15 protein-coding genes are annotated in these 14,128 nt (G+C 37.7%); 9 read left to right on the forward strand and 6 right to left on the reverse strand.

Annotation, left to right across the window (positions count from 1 at the left end):
• The first annotated feature begins 82 nt into the window (after positions 1–82).
• Entirely contained in the window at positions 83–1,522 is a 1,440-nt protein-coding gene (locus tag H5092_RS08605) for a diguanylate cyclase domain-containing protein (RefSeq protein ID WP_182724046.1), read from the forward strand.
• 239 nt (positions 1,523–1,761) lie between these two features.
• On the opposite strand, the gene H5092_RS08610 is transcribed toward H5092_RS08605, so the two are convergent.
• A complete protein-coding gene (locus tag H5092_RS08610) occupies positions 1,762–2,634 on the reverse strand; it encodes an SMP-30/gluconolactonase/LRE family protein (protein ID WP_182733321.1) in 873 nt (290 codons plus the stop codon).
• A 167-nt stretch (positions 2,635–2,801) separates the two neighbouring features.
• Between H5092_RS08610 and H5092_RS08615 the strand changes: the two genes are divergently transcribed.
• Entirely contained in the window at positions 2,802–3,638 is an 837-nt protein-coding gene (locus tag H5092_RS08615; protein ID WP_182733322.1) for a patatin family protein, read from the forward strand.
• Positions 3,639–3,647: 9 nt separating this feature from the next.
• On the opposite strand, the gene H5092_RS08620 is transcribed toward H5092_RS08615, so the two are convergent.
• The 3 genes from H5092_RS08620 to H5092_RS08630 are packed head-to-tail and all read right to left on the reverse strand — an operon-like array spanning position 3,648 to position 5,769.
• Entirely contained in the window at positions 3,648–3,893 is a 246-nt protein-coding gene (locus tag H5092_RS08620; RefSeq protein WP_182733323.1) for a hypothetical protein, read from the reverse strand.
• A complete protein-coding gene (locus tag H5092_RS08625) occupies positions 3,890–5,485 on the reverse strand; it encodes a PepSY domain-containing protein (protein WP_182733324.1) in 1,596 nt (531 codons plus the stop codon). The genes H5092_RS08620 and H5092_RS08625 overlap by 4 nt, the downstream gene beginning before the upstream one ends.
• A complete protein-coding gene (locus H5092_RS08630) occupies positions 5,482–5,769 on the reverse strand; it encodes a hypothetical protein (protein WP_182692528.1) in 288 nt (95 codons plus the stop codon). The genes H5092_RS08625 and H5092_RS08630 overlap by 4 nt, the downstream gene beginning before the upstream one ends.
• A 236-nt stretch (positions 5,770–6,005) precedes the next feature.
• On the opposite strand from H5092_RS08630, the gene H5092_RS08635 reads away from it, so the two are divergent.
• The 4 genes from H5092_RS08635 to H5092_RS08650 all read left to right on the forward strand — a co-directional run bounded on the left by H5092_RS08635 (position 6,006) and on the right by H5092_RS08650 (position 9,713).
• Positions 6,006–6,779: an undecaprenyl-diphosphate phosphatase gene (locus H5092_RS08635; RefSeq protein ID WP_182692529.1), complete on the forward strand. Its 774-nt coding sequence runs from the start codon at positions 6,006–6,008 to the stop codon at positions 6,777–6,779.
• 205 nt (positions 6,780–6,984) lie between these two features.
• Positions 6,985–7,206, forward strand: coding sequence for a hypothetical protein (locus tag H5092_RS08640; RefSeq protein ID WP_002960604.1), 222 nt, complete (start codon positions 6,985–6,987; stop codon positions 7,204–7,206).
• Positions 7,207–7,378: 172 nt separating this feature from the next.
• On the forward strand, positions 7,379–9,397 hold the full coding sequence (locus H5092_RS08645) for an ATP-binding protein (protein ID WP_182711688.1): 2,019 nt from the start codon (positions 7,379–7,381) through the stop codon (positions 9,395–9,397).
• 58 nt (positions 9,398–9,455) lie between these two features.
• Entirely contained in the window at positions 9,456–9,713 is a 258-nt protein-coding gene (locus H5092_RS08650) for a hypothetical protein (protein WP_182692531.1), read from the forward strand.
• 117 nt (positions 9,714–9,830) lie between these two features.
• Here the strand turns inward: H5092_RS08650 and ahpF are convergent, their stop codons facing one another.
• Positions 9,831–11,405 carry an alkyl hydroperoxide reductase subunit F gene (gene ahpF, locus H5092_RS08655; RefSeq protein WP_182692532.1) on the reverse strand — a complete coding sequence of 525 codons (1,575 nt, stop codon included), beginning with the start codon at positions 11,403–11,405 and terminating at the stop codon, positions 9,831–9,833.
• A 155-nt stretch (positions 11,406–11,560) separates the two neighbouring features.
• Positions 11,561–12,130, reverse strand: a complete 570-nt coding sequence (gene ahpC, locus H5092_RS08660) for an alkyl hydroperoxide reductase subunit C (protein WP_002960601.1) — start codon at positions 12,128–12,130, stop codon at positions 11,561–11,563.
• A gap of 281 nt (positions 12,131–12,411) precedes the next feature.
• Between ahpC and H5092_RS08665 the strand changes: the two genes are divergently transcribed.
• The 3 genes from H5092_RS08665 (at position 12,412) to H5092_RS08675 (ending at position 14,119) form a co-directional block, all read left to right on the forward strand.
• A complete protein-coding gene (locus tag H5092_RS08665) occupies positions 12,412–12,831 on the forward strand; it encodes a DUF3429 domain-containing protein (protein ID WP_182716295.1) in 420 nt (139 codons plus the stop codon).
• A gap of 67 nt (positions 12,832–12,898) precedes the next feature.
• Complete coding sequence (locus H5092_RS08670; protein ID WP_002960599.1) at positions 12,899–13,300, forward strand: hypothetical protein; 402 nt, start codon at positions 12,899–12,901, stop codon at positions 13,298–13,300.
• A 3-nt stretch (positions 13,301–13,303) separates the two neighbouring features.
• Positions 13,304–14,119 (forward strand): class I SAM-dependent methyltransferase, encoded by an 816-nt coding sequence (locus H5092_RS08675; protein WP_182695219.1) that lies wholly within the window; start codon positions 13,304–13,306, stop codon positions 14,117–14,119.
• Positions 14,120–14,128: the final 9 nt, after the last annotated feature.

The following is a 14,128-nucleotide window of genomic DNA, read 5'->3' on the forward strand; positions in this document are numbered from 1 at the left end:
AAACTTAGTAAATCAAAAAAAATGTGCTAATAGTTAGTAAAGAAAAAGAATTTAATTATGGCTTGGACACATGGAGAGTTGAGTGAGTAATAACCTATCAGAAGAAGCATGGCAAAACTTGGAGTTATTGCCGTTTTGTGTATTACTTTATGATGCCAATGAAGATATATTTAAAGTTAACAGCCAGGCACAGGACTTGTTTGACTTAAAAGACCAATCACATTTTTATAAAACTGATTTTTCACACATCACTTTAACCAATCATCACAGTAAAAAAAATCTGTTGATCGAGGAGCTATTCTTTGATTATTTTACGGCAAATAACCAATGCCAGTTTATTTTATCGAAACAATCATCCAAATTGCTACTCAACGTAAAATTTGCAAATTTACCTAATTCAAACTCCATTATTATTATCGATATATTAAATAACAACGTGGATGAACAATATGATTTTGATAATATTATATCGAACATCTCAACTGACTTAATTGATATTCAAAATGACGATGTTGATAAGCATATTAACTATGCATTAAAAGCAGTCGGTACGGTTTGCAATGCCGATAGGAGTTATCTTTTTAAGTTTGCCGAAGATGGTAAAACTATTAATAACACTCACGAATGGGTCAATGATGGTATCAAAGCTTTTAAAGACGACTTACAAAACCTTTTAAAAAGCGACCTCCCTTATTTTTTTAGTTCGATGGCCCGTACCCATTTATTCAGAGTGAATGATGTATCTTTGCTCCCCATTCAAGCAATGAGCGAAAAAACGATTTTCCAACGACAAGAAATAAAATCGGTACTTTGCATTGGTTTACGCTATGACAAAGAACTGGTTGGCTTTATTGGCTGTGATTGTGTAATTCAAAAGCAAGACTGGACAGATTTAGACCTTATTCGCCTAAGGTTAGTAGGTGAAATGCTTGCTAATGCTTTCAAAAATTTAAATTATAAGCAAGAGCTTCAACAAACTCAGCAGCAACTCATTAACGCCAACCAAAAACTCAATAAACAAGTCAATACGGATGGCCTTACAAACATTGCTAATAGACGTTGTTTTGATCAGACTTTAAAATGCGAAATTAAGCGTTGTGCACGTAATAAAGAATCTATCAGTTTAATTATGTGTGATATTGATTTTTTTAAGCGTTATAACGATAACTATGGGCATCAGCTTGGCGATGAAGTGCTAAAGCGAGTGGCCAAAGCGCTACACTATATTTGTAAACGCGAAGGTGATCTAGCAGCTCGTTTCGGGGGTGAAGAATTTGCGATAGTTTTACCTGCAGTCGACACAGAACACTGTCAAAGGTTTGCTGTTCTTATTCAGGAAAAAATCGCAGAACTCGCAATTGAACATAACTTTTCAACTGTCAGTAAATACCTCACTTTAAGCATTGGGTTTTATAGTTTCATACCCAATCACAAAACAAAACCCAAAGAGGTTATAACTAACGCCGACATAGCCCTTTATAACGCAAAAGAAACAGGTAGAAATAAAATAGCTAGTTTTTAAAAACCGACTAAAGAGCCGCACTGCAGTGAGTTTTAGTGCTTTAAAGTTTGCTGTAGTGATAGTCCATACACCTGAAATTATAAACAATACAACTACTCAGTGATTTACGCGTAGTAAGTTAAGTAATGCGTTGAAAGTGAGCAACCAATTATCGCCGGTACTGAGGTTTTAGTAACTAAAAAAGAAGTGGGTGTTATGTGGGTTACGCCTAAAAGCTAATCATCACTGAAAATTACAAGTTACAGTAAAACGGGCGGCTCAAACTGCCCGTTTTTTATACCGGAGATCTGAAATACAGCGCCTTGTTCACCAACAGTATTATTAATCGCTTCATCAAATGCCGATGTCACAAGTAGTAACTCAGCATTTTCACCACCGAAGGCGGTGCACGTCGGTTTTAATGCACAAAGCTCTATTGTTTTAATTAGCTCACCGCTTGGGGATAAACACATAGCACATCCCATTCCCCAAACAGCTAGCCACAAATTGCCTAATTTATCGGTTACGCAGCCATCGGGGTCAACATCAGTATTATTAAATTGATAAAAAACACGTGGCTCAGCGCAAGGCTCACCAGTTTTCTCATCCAAATCTAATACATAAATACAACTCGTTAAAGAGTCGCAGTAATAACCGCGTAAACGGGACTTATCAAAACACAATCCATTTGGGATACTCAAACCACTTACAACGGCTTTAAGCTGGTTTTTATAATAACGGTATATTTTACCATCCCCTTTTTTAGCATTTACATCCATTGTACTTAACCAAAAGCCACCCCATGGATCAGCACGGCCGTCGTTTGAACGTCGATTTAGCTGTGTATTTTCAATATTAAGAATAAGATGGCGAGTGCTTGAATTAATATGGTATTTGTATATACCAGTACTTGTCCCTAGCAATAAGTGCTGCTCATCAATCCACGCTATTGCACTGAGCGTATCGGGCATATTCACGGTTTTTAGTTGGCTTTTGCTGTGTATATTTTTGCTTAAAAGTAATTTTTTATTTATATCGACCCAAAAAAAAGTGTTCAGCATAGGATGCCAAAGAGGACTTTCTGCAAGCTGACTCTGTGTGCTTTCAAAAATGGTTACGCTAGGATCAAACATAAGTAGTTATTCTTTATTATTAACAAAGCCTTGTAATACTAAACCTTACCAGAAAGCAGTGAGTTTCGCGATGTGTACCCGGCTTTAATTTTTTATCATCTTCAGTAATCTCTATCGCATTTTTTAGACTGAGTTGATAACATCAAATTTCATAAAAAGGATTGGCCATGAACAACAATAATAAAAACACACTCGTCGTTGAAGGCGGTGCAATGCGCGGTATATTTGCCGCTGGTGTGCTTGATGAGTTTTTAAAACAGCAATACCAGCCATTTGAACGCTATTTTGGTGTTTCAGCCGGAGCAACTAATATAGCCGCATTTTTATGCAAACAACCAATGCGAAATTATAAAGTGATTACCGACTATTCATGCCGTCCTGAATTTATTAATTTAGCGCGCTTTATTAAAGGTGGTCATTTATTTGATTTAGATTGGTTATGGCAAGAAACAATTCGCGAAATACGCCTTCATACAGAGGTATTCGAACAAACTCCACAAGAGTTTTATATTGTATCTACGGCAATCGAATCAGGCAAAGCACACTATTTAAAAGCCACCAGCGCCGATATGGTGCATCAATTAAAAGCATCATGCGCTATACCCATTGCATATCGTGACTACCCTATTATTAATGGCATAGCGATGACCGATGGCGGTGTTGCAGATTCAATTCCGGTAATAAAAGCTTACGAAATGGGCGCTCGCGAAATAACTGTTATTTTGTCTCAATGTTTAGGCTATCGTAAAAAGCTAAGTAAGGCACCTTGGCTTACTAAAAAAATGTATAAAAACTATCCTGCATTAGTTCAAGCGACCTTAGATAGGGCTGATTTTTATAATAAGTCTATCGATTTTATTATGAATCCACCAAATGACTGCAAAATCAATATTATTGCTCCACCAGCTAATTTTAAAGTTGGCCGAACCACTAAAAAGTTTGAAATACTTAATAGTGGTTACAATATGGGAGTTGATGCTGCTAAGGCCTTTTTAGCTAAATAACTGCATTTTTTACCCTAATAATTGCGGCGCTTTACCCGCAATAACTGCAGTTAGTAACCCTGCTAACATAGCTCCTACAACGGTGCATATTGCACCGCCTAAAATACCATAAACACTCATAAAGCATATCAGCGCTAAACTAAATAGCAGTGTACATAAAAAAGCTTTAGTGGGTATTGTGAGTGTGTTGTTGCGTATATTAAGCATCATTAATAATAGACTTACCATGGCAATTATAATTAGTAGTTCGTTCATGCGGGTTGTACCTCTGCTTGTAATTTTTGTGTGTTTTTTATTTTTAAGGCACCAAAAATACACGCGATACCCACCACCATAAAACTTATATCTACTATCGCGACAAGCGAGCTATTAAGGTTAATAACATTGCTCACGCCAAATATAATATTGAGCGGCAGCACCAAAGCAAGCGAAGCGCCGCATAGCAAAAGAGTCAGCTTAAAATAGTTTTTATAACCTATAGGCAATACACTTAAGAGTAACCATGCCAACCACGTATAAAAAAACACGGGTCCAAAAAAGCTATTTTGCGCCACACCAATAACGGTATAATTAAGTACAACTTGCAAAGGAAATAACACAAAGCTTGCTAATACCAAGCCTCCACAACTACCAATAATAAAACGATTCCAGCGTGCATATGCCTGCACACTCAGCGACGGGCTACTGCCACGTGTACGCTTTGCTAGCCACATCATCATGCCCGAAATAGGTAAAAGCGCAGTACTTAAGCCAAGCAATACCCAAAGTAATTTTACAAACACCCCTGCAAAGTTCCCAAAGTGCAGCGGAAACATCAACTCAATTACTTTTATCGAAACACCTGAAATATCACCAAAACTACTCATCGACTGCACAAACTCACCATTGCCTTTATAATGCAGTAATTGAGAAGCAACAGCCTCGCCACCTAACAAACGCAAATACACCTGCGCATTCGCATCGTTATGCGCCATTATTGTGACATCCCTAATTATTGCTTCAGGGTAAAGACTATGAGCATTGTCTAAAATAGTGTCTATTTTTGTAGGTTGCTTAATGTGGCTAACTACCGGCTCAGGAATAGCGGTAAACGTTTCTATTAACTTATCTTGATCGCCACCAAAGCTCACAAACGCAGCTGCTGGTAATAAAATAACGGTCGCAAGCCCTAAAAATGATCCTGTAAAACCAATTACAATATTAAATACGCTGCCCCAAATACCTATGACCTTATGAGCATCGCTTACTGCAATATCTAATCCTTTATCTCGCCTAAACGTAAAGAGCTCTTTTATCAATTTACGATGAATAAACAAGCCTGTCACTGCACTTACTAAAAGTGTTAAACCTAAAAAACCAGTGAGTATTAACCCAATTGGTCGCCCTAAATGCAAATCTGCATGAAACTCACCTATATAAGTTGGCGCATCCGTTTTTTTATTAGCGTAAAATTCTTTACTAGGCCCATAGTAAGTATTTTCCAGCGCCAATGTATTGGGATGAAATTGAAATACTCTGGCCACCTCTTGGTCATAGTTTTCATCGCCATGGTGGGATTCAAATACCAACGTTAATAAATGAAAGTTATGTCCACTTGGTAAAAACACATGAATGTTTTCGCCAAATTCACTAGGCACCTGTTTATGGTATTCGTTTACTAGTCGATTAATTTGCGCGCTGGCAACGTGTTGGCTAGATTGTAGCTCTGGATTTGCCCATATTTTTAACTCAGGTCGCGACAGCACTGCTAACGCCCCACTAAATGCAACAATAAATAGCAGTACAGCAGTAATAATTCCTACCCAGCTATGTAATAAAAATAGCTTTTTTAAAGTAATCGACTTCATCCCTGCCCCTGCGTTAATGCCCAAAAACTCAATAAACCATGTAATACACACAGTGCAAACATTACAACAAACGGTTGCCATACCTTTTGCGCCAAATACGCATAAATAAACAACGCAGTCCAAATAACAGGAAAGAGTAAAATAGGCAGTAATATTTGTTCATTCATTTGAAACGGTAAATAAGTTGTCATACCCGGAATCATTATTACCGCAGTAATTAGCGCTAGCACACATGCAATTAGGTGCCTTCGCCGTGTAGCTGTAAACGTTTTTTTATTATTCATTATTCGCTCATTAAATTTGCCCAAACATATACAAAACATCATATGCAAATGATAACAATTGTTATTATATTGTGCATTTAACACTTAATGCAATTTATTAAACACATTAAGTCTAAAAATACTGTTGGTTTGCTTTAAGAGCTTTTATGCTACGCCTCGCAATTTAGGTACGCAGTAATGCGTCATTTCAGTTAAGCCGAGTTCGGGCTTTTTAATTTTTCAGGAAGCAGTAAACCGTGGATATAATTAACGCGATTATTTTAGGTATTATTGAAGGTATAACAGAATTTTTACCCATATCATCAACTGGGCACTTAATTGTAGCGTCAAAGTGGTTAGGCATTGAATCAACAGACACTAACCTCGCCTTCGAAGTCATTATCCAACTTGCCGCCATTTTGGCGGTACTAGCCAACTATAAAGACAAGTTTAGCCCTAAATATTTCAATTTATGGGTGAAAGTTGCCATTGCATTTATTCCTTTGGGTATTATTGGTTTTATATTTAGTGATGTAATAAAAACACTGTTTAGCGTACCAGTAGTAGGTGTTATGTTTATTGTAGGCGGTGTGATCTTTTTACTATTAGAGCGCAGTTATAAAGAGGCTCACTGCACAACTACCGATGTAACCCAAGTTACTTATAAACAAGCACTTTGGATTGGCGTAGCACAGGTATTTGCGTTAATTCCGGGGACTAGTCGTGCTGGGAGCTCTATTGTTGGTGCCATGTTGTGTGGTTTAAACCGAAAAACCAGCGCTGAATTTTCATTTTTACTTGGTTTACCTGTACTTGCAGCAGCCTCAGGGTACGACTTACTTAAACATTACCAACTGTTTAGCTTAGATGACCTAACTGCCCTTGCTGTAGGTTTTTTAACGTCTTTTATAGTTGCTTATTTTACTATTAAACTATTCATACGCTTTCTAGAAAATTTCACTTTTGTTAGTTTTGGTCTTTACCGAATCGTATTTGGTGTTATTTTACTAACTAACCTAAATTCTGGTTAAGAGATTTAAAAACACTGTAAATAATAACGATATTTAAGTCTGTCTCTCTCTAGCTAGAAATTTTTGGTGAAAACAAGGCAAATTTACGCGTCAATAGCTGGTCTATTGCAAGGAAATTCAACGCAGTTAGCACTAAAAAAGCTGCTTGAGATAGATTTATTATTCAGAACTCAGGTTAGCTATAGCCTACACATAAGAGAACACTATGAGCGAAAAAATAAACGAAGAAGCACTCCACGCCCTAAAAATAGCTTTTACTTACATGCCTAAAGCGATTGAAGTGACAAAGTATGAATATGGCGAGCGCTACCAAAGCGTACTTGATCACATTGAAGCTGTACGTGAAACACTGCTTATTAACGATGTTGACCCAGAGGAAGTAGACGGCGATATCAACCCTGAGTACACACCAAACTCAACCTACTAATATACACAATAAGCTGCGAGCAACTTACTCGCAGTTTGTGTTTAAATCAGTTGTGCTTAATTAGAGAAAGTTTATATAAAGTAATAATTAACTAAATATATTTAATTTTTTTGTTAAACTAGTGCTTTATCAAGCTATAGACTCAGTTCTAAAACCAACAGGATATTTACTATTGAATTTTCTTAGGCAATTTCACGACATAGTATCTAACCAAAGCTTAGACTTTGATGAAAAAACCCATCAGCTACTAGCATTTGGACTTAAAGTGTTTAACCTTGATTTAGCTATTATTAGTAAGGTCGAGAAAAACTGCTATACCGTGCTACATGCCATTACGCCAGATAATGCATTAGAAATAGGTACTCAATTTGATTTAGATGGCACCTATTGTGTACACACTCTTACTGCGGGTTCTGCACTTGCATTTCATAACGTCTCACAAAGCGCAATTGCTGACCATCCTTGCTATGCAAACTTTAAACTTGAGTCATATATTGGGGCACCTATTAAAATAGGTACCGATATATTTGGAACTGTAAATTTTTCTTCTGCCAATCAATCTCCAGTATTTACAGATGCCGCCTACGACTATATTGAGCTATTTGCGCAGTGGTTAGGGGCAGAACTAGCTCGCAGCATCACTAAAGAAAAATTAATAAAAAACAGCAATAGCTTATTAAAACTAGAAAGCATAGCAAATATAGGCACGTGGGAAGTTGACCTTACTAATAATAAAATTTATTGGAGTCAGCAAACTAAACAAATCCATCAAGTTGATGAAAACTATCAGCCTGAAATTGAATCTGCAGTTAACTTTTATAAAGAAGGTACAAGCAGAGACGAAATAAGTAAAGCAGTTGAGCTTGCTATACAACACGGAGAAAAGTGGCATCTAGAGCTTGAAATTATTACAGCCAAAAATCAGACCATTTGGGTATCTACATTTGGTGAAGCCGAATTTGACGGTGATACCTGTGTACGTTTGTTTGGTACCTTTCAAAATATTACCGAAGCAGTGGCTTTAAGAGAAGAGCTTAAAAATAAACAAGAACAAGCCGAGCGATTACTCGAAGATAGAAGCATGCTTTTTGCAAAAATAAGCCACGAACTTAGAACACCGCTAAATGGTATTACGGGCATGCTTACTACGTTAATAGATGAACATAACGAACAAAAGAGAACCGAAAAAATAAAAGTCGCGCTGCGTAGCGCAGATATACTCTTGAGCATAATAAACGAAGTACTCGATTTTTCTAAAATTAACCACGGTGAGTTAAAACTAGAACCCACGGATGTTTTATTAAATACAACATTTACTGATCTCATTTCTTTGTACACCCCGTTATTTAAAAACAGCAATGTAGAACTAGAAGTAAAAAATGAAATTTCTGATAGCTGCTGGGCATATTGCGATAACACACGCCTAAGTCAAATTACCTCCAACTTATTAAGTAATGCGTTAAAATTTACTGAGCGTGGTTGTGTAAAACTGCACACGTCTGTGATTAATAACAATAATAAATTAACGCTAAACATTAAAGTCGCCGATACGGGAAGAGGCATGACTAGCCAATTTCTTGAATCTTTATTCTCCCCTTTTACTCAAGAAGTAGATGCTAAAAACAGTAAAGGAGGCACAGGACTTGGCCTCGCAATAGTTAAAGAACTTGTTGAGTACATGGGTGGAACAATCAAGGTCAGTAGTAAAGTTAATCAGGGAACTACTTTTTCGCTAAGTATCCCTATAGAGCTAGGTAAAGAGCAAAAAGTAGAGCTAAATCCGCTATCAAAAATAAACATTAACGCTTCTAAGCTTTCTGTTTTAGTGGTGGATGACAACGACATAAACAGGCTAGTTCTTGATGCGTCGCTTAATAAACTCAATATAAAGCCAGACTTTGCAGTAGATGGGCAAGATGCCATATTTAAATGCGAGCAAAAGCATTACGATCTTATTTTTATGGATTGTATTATGCCTATACTCGATGGTTTTGAGGCTACAAAACAACTGCGATCAAAAAGTATCTGTCCGCACGATTCAACCTATATTGTTGCCCTTACAGCCAATACTTCATCGCAAGATAAATTAGCGTGCAAACAAGCTGGTATGGATATGTTTATTTCAAAACCGTTTAAAATGCATTCTTTAGAAGTCGCTATTGCGTCAGCGGCGCAATTACTAAAGCTTTAAAAATATTAGCTTTGCACACTTAACCGCGTGCTAAATATAGTTAGATAAGGCATTAACAATGAAAAACATAATTAGAACTATATTACTAACTGTCCTTATTGTTGCAGTATTTAAAGGCGTTTCCACTGGGCAATGGAGCTCATCAATAACAATAGTTATCGTATCAGGCGTATTGCTGTTAGTTACATTTATCAGTGCTAAGTCATCACGTGGATCATCTGCTTATACTGGCAGTGACTCAACAGCTTCCTCTAGCAGTAACTCATCACATTCTTATACAAATTGCGGCGGCGATTCTGGTGGTGGGTGCGATTAAATCGTGTGCTAATTCTTAAGCATTAAAAAAGCCGCCTTTGGAGAAGGGCGGCTTGGGTTAACAAACAGCTATGGGTGTAGCCTTGCTGTTATATCAAGAGAGTTTTTACTAATTACATTAAGCAGCGCTTTGATCAGCTTCTTCAGAGTGACGAATTAAATAATCAAATGCGCCTAAGCTTGCTGTTGCACCGCTGCCCATTGCAATAATAATTTGTTTAAACGGAGTATTGGTTGCATCCCCCGCGCCATAAATGCCTGGTAATGAAGTTGCGCCTTTAGCATCAATTAGTATTTCACCAAATTTGCTTAATTCAAGGTCGCTGTCTTTTAACCACTCGGTATTTGGTATTAAGCCTATTTGTACAAATATACCGGCAAGTTCAAGCTCTTTGCTCTCCCCCGACACTCTATCTGTGTACATTAAGCCAGTTACTTTTTTACCATCACCAAGTACTTCGGTTGTTTGTGCACTTTTTATAATAGTAATATTAGCCATGCTTTTAGCTTTACGAATAAGCACTTCATCGGCTCGTAGTGTGTCTGCAAATTCAAGTACCGTAACGCTTTGCACAATATTAGCTAAATCGATTGCCGCTTCTATACCTGAATTACCACCACCAATTACAGCAACAGGTTTGCCTTTAAATAAAGGGCCGTCGCAATGTGGGCAATATGCCACACCGTGGCCACGATACTCTTGCTCACCTGGTACGTTCATTTCGCGCCAGCGTGCACCAGTTGCAAGTACGAGCGACTTAGCTTTAAGTACTGCGCCATTTTCTAGTGTAATTTCGTAACCATTGTTATAACCAAGTGCCGCTGCACGCTGATTATGCATTACATCTACATCGTATTCTTTAACGTGCTCTTCAAGCTGGGCAACCAATTTAGGCCCTTCAGTCGCTTTAATCGAAATAAAGTTCTCTATTGCTAGTGTATCGGCAACTTGTCCACCAAATCTATCAGCAACAATGCCTGTATTTAACCCTTTTCGTGCTGAGTAAATTGCAGCCGACGCGCCCGCTGGGCCGCCACCAACTACCAGTACATCAAACTCGTCTTTTTCGCTTAGCGCTGCTGCTTGTTTAGCAGCCCCTTTGCTATCTACTTTGTTAAGTATGTCAGTAAGGCTTAGTGCACCTTGGCTAAATGGTTCGCCATTTAAATATACAGCCGGAACAGCTAAAATATTTCGTTCTTCTACTTCATCTTGAAATAATGCACCGTCAATCATGGTGGCTTTAATATTGCTGTTTGTCGCTGCCATAGTGTTAAGTGCTTGCACTACTTGCGGGCACGTTTGGCAACTTAAACTTATGTATACTTCAAAGTTCAGCTCTTGAGTAAGCGATTGTATTTGCTCAATGTCTTCGCTTTTAGCTTTACTTGCGTGTCCGCCAGTATGCAAAAGTGCTAACACTAAACTTGTGAATTCATGACCCATAGGTACGCCTGCAAACGTAACATGAGTTTTTTTAATAGGCGAATGTACTACCATTGACGGGCGACGTGCGCTTGTATCAGGATTGCTTATTACAGTAAATTTATCGCTTAGTGAGGCTAAATCGTTTGCTAAGCTTTCTACTTCTGCTGATTTTTTGCTGTCATCCAAGGCAATAAGCAGCTCAACAGGTTGAGTAAGCGATTCGAAATGGCTTTTTAATTGATTTTTTATGTTGTTATCTAACATGGCTTAACCCTTTTAGGAAAATTTAAACAGCAAGCCTCCCATGCCAAATAATGCATGTGCTTAAACAAGTATATTGATATAGGAGGCACCAACAAACGAATGTTCGTTGATTTAAGGGCAGTTACCTGCCCTTATAAAAGTGGGTAAACCTATATTTAGATTTTACCAACTAAATCTAGTGAAGGTGCAAGTGTGTCTTCACCTGGCTGCCAAGATGCAGGGCAAACTTCACCATCGTGAGTTGCAATGTATTGTGCAGCTTGTACTTTACGAACTAGTTCTTTAGCGCTTCGGCCAATTCCTAAATCGTGAGTTTCGATTACTTTAATTTCGCCTTCTGGGTTCATTACAAATGTACCGCGAAGTGCTAAACCTTCTTCTTCAATCATTACACCAAAGCTACGTGTAATACGCCCTGTTGGGTCGCCAATCATTGGGTAAGTAATTTTACCGATAGTGTCTGACGTGTCATGCCATGCTTTGTGAGTAAAATGAGTGTCAGTAGATACTGAGTAAACTTCTACGCCCATTTCTTGAAGTTGTGCATAGTAATCTGCAAGGTCACCTAATTCGGTAGGACATACAAATGTAAAGTCTGCTGGGTAAAAGAAGAAGATAGACCATTTACCTAGAACATCTTTTTCAGACAATTCTACAAAGTCACCGTTGTGGTAAGCGGTTGCATTGAATGGTTGTAATTTTGTATTGATTAATGAAGTGCTCATGGTATTTCCTCATCTGTGTTTATGTATTTTAAAAGTAATCAACGCTTTCGTTTTAAACGACCTTCTGCGTTGGCTTGATTAATACAATAAGGCCAATAGGAAATTAAATAAAATTGATTGTTTAGATTAAAACAATCGATTTTTTGGGTTGAACTATATAATCATTGTTATCGTAAGCATTATCTGAATTGTAAACGCTGGCGAATTATTAAGACCGCTAATCGCAATACTGCTACAATAGCCCCGCTTCAAATAAGTCATCAAATATAAGGCACACCGTAATGGAAAAATTTGTTAACCATATACAGCTAGGTTACCTAGGCTTAATCCCGTTTCTAGGGTGTGTAGGTTGGCCACTCATGTTTGGCAGTAATAGCCTTAACTTGGAGTTTTTTACTTTTTACAGTATCGCCATTTTAGCATTTATGGCGGGTAACTTATGGCGCGCCGGAGAGCAAACTTATAACAATGCTATAAAAGCTGTTGCGCCTGTAATACCTATACCATTTTTATCATTTTTACCTGTTGAGTGGGCACTCGCTTGGTTAGGTGCTAGTTTTTGGTTAGTACTTTTATTTGAAAAAGCCACGCCGCAATGGCAAACCTATCATAAAGATTATCAAAAAATGCGCTTTGTACTAACCTCTGTTGTGTTTGTGTGTCATATCCTTACTATTGGTATGAGTATTTATCCTAAATAGCAGCTGTAAACTTAAATATTGCGTGGTAATAAGGTAATATCCGCGCACTGCTATTTGAGGACACACCATGATTGACCAACTACGCCAACAACTCGACGAACTTGGCGAAAACTACGTAGAAAAAAACGCTGCATTTAAAATCAAAGTGATCCCATTTTTTTGTGCTATTCGCATTAAAAAAGATCATAAAAGCGAAGGTCGTTTAAGCTTTTATTCAAGTCAATTACTCGAAATATTTTTAGTCGTCTTATTTTTGCTATTCGGTTTAACACTGTACGATACAGATGCAGGATTTACTCACGGCCCTATTCATATTGCCTTTGCCATTTTAATTACCTTTAATCTTATTATTAAACAAATCGCTATTGAAGGTTTAAAAACCAGACTTGCGTTTCATCGTTTACTAGCAAAAGACTCACAAACAAATAGCGATATAAATAATACTGCTACAAACATAAACGCTAAATAAAATATGTATTTAAATCCTCAATGGCGAATACTCACCGTAGGCGATGGCGATTTATCGTTTTCGAATGCTATTTACACTCATCTATCGCCAAAAGCTTTGGTTGCATCCACTTACGATGACCAAACTACTATTGAGCAAAAATACCAGCACAATGCACTTAGCAACTTAAAAGCGCATAACGTTGAGGTACTTAATAGTTTTGATGTAACAAACCCTGCATGTTGGCAAGCTCTAAGTGAAAACCAGCACAGCTTTGATGTGGTTATTTTTCAGTTTCCGCTTATACCTGCATTTGTTGGCCGTGAAGCATTTGAAAACAACACGCGCCAAACCAGTATGAACGTATTAAACCGCGCTTTACTGCACCAATTTATTAAATACGCTAACGAATACGCGCTTGATAAAAATGGGCCAATGCTTTGTTACATCACCTCAAAGGATGTAAAACCTTATCGTGAGTGGAATATAGAAGGGAGTTTAAATAACGGTTTAACCGCAGATTATTTAGGCCAAATCCCATTTGATATTAGCCATTTTGAAGGTTATAAAATTCGTAATGTTGACCGCGATAAACACGTTAAAGACACAAGCGGCATAACTTACGTTTTCAGCCCAAAAAGTCTCGATAAACATACTAGCGAATTAAGCTCACGCCTTACAAAGCCTGCATACTTAACATCTAACCATTGCCCCCTATGCCGCGTTGGGCCTTATGTGGCAAGCGAGGACGAAGCCAAGCATCTAAACGCTAAAAAGCATCAGCAAATGCTACATCTTGAAAGCGATTGGCAACAATGGCTAAATGAGTTTTATCGCTAATTAATAGCC

Origin of the sequence: Pseudoalteromonas sp. SR41-7 (genome assembly GCF_014163935.1) — a bacterium.
GTDB classification, from domain to species: domain Bacteria; phylum Pseudomonadota; class Gammaproteobacteria; order Enterobacterales; family Alteromonadaceae; genus Pseudoalteromonas; species Pseudoalteromonas distincta.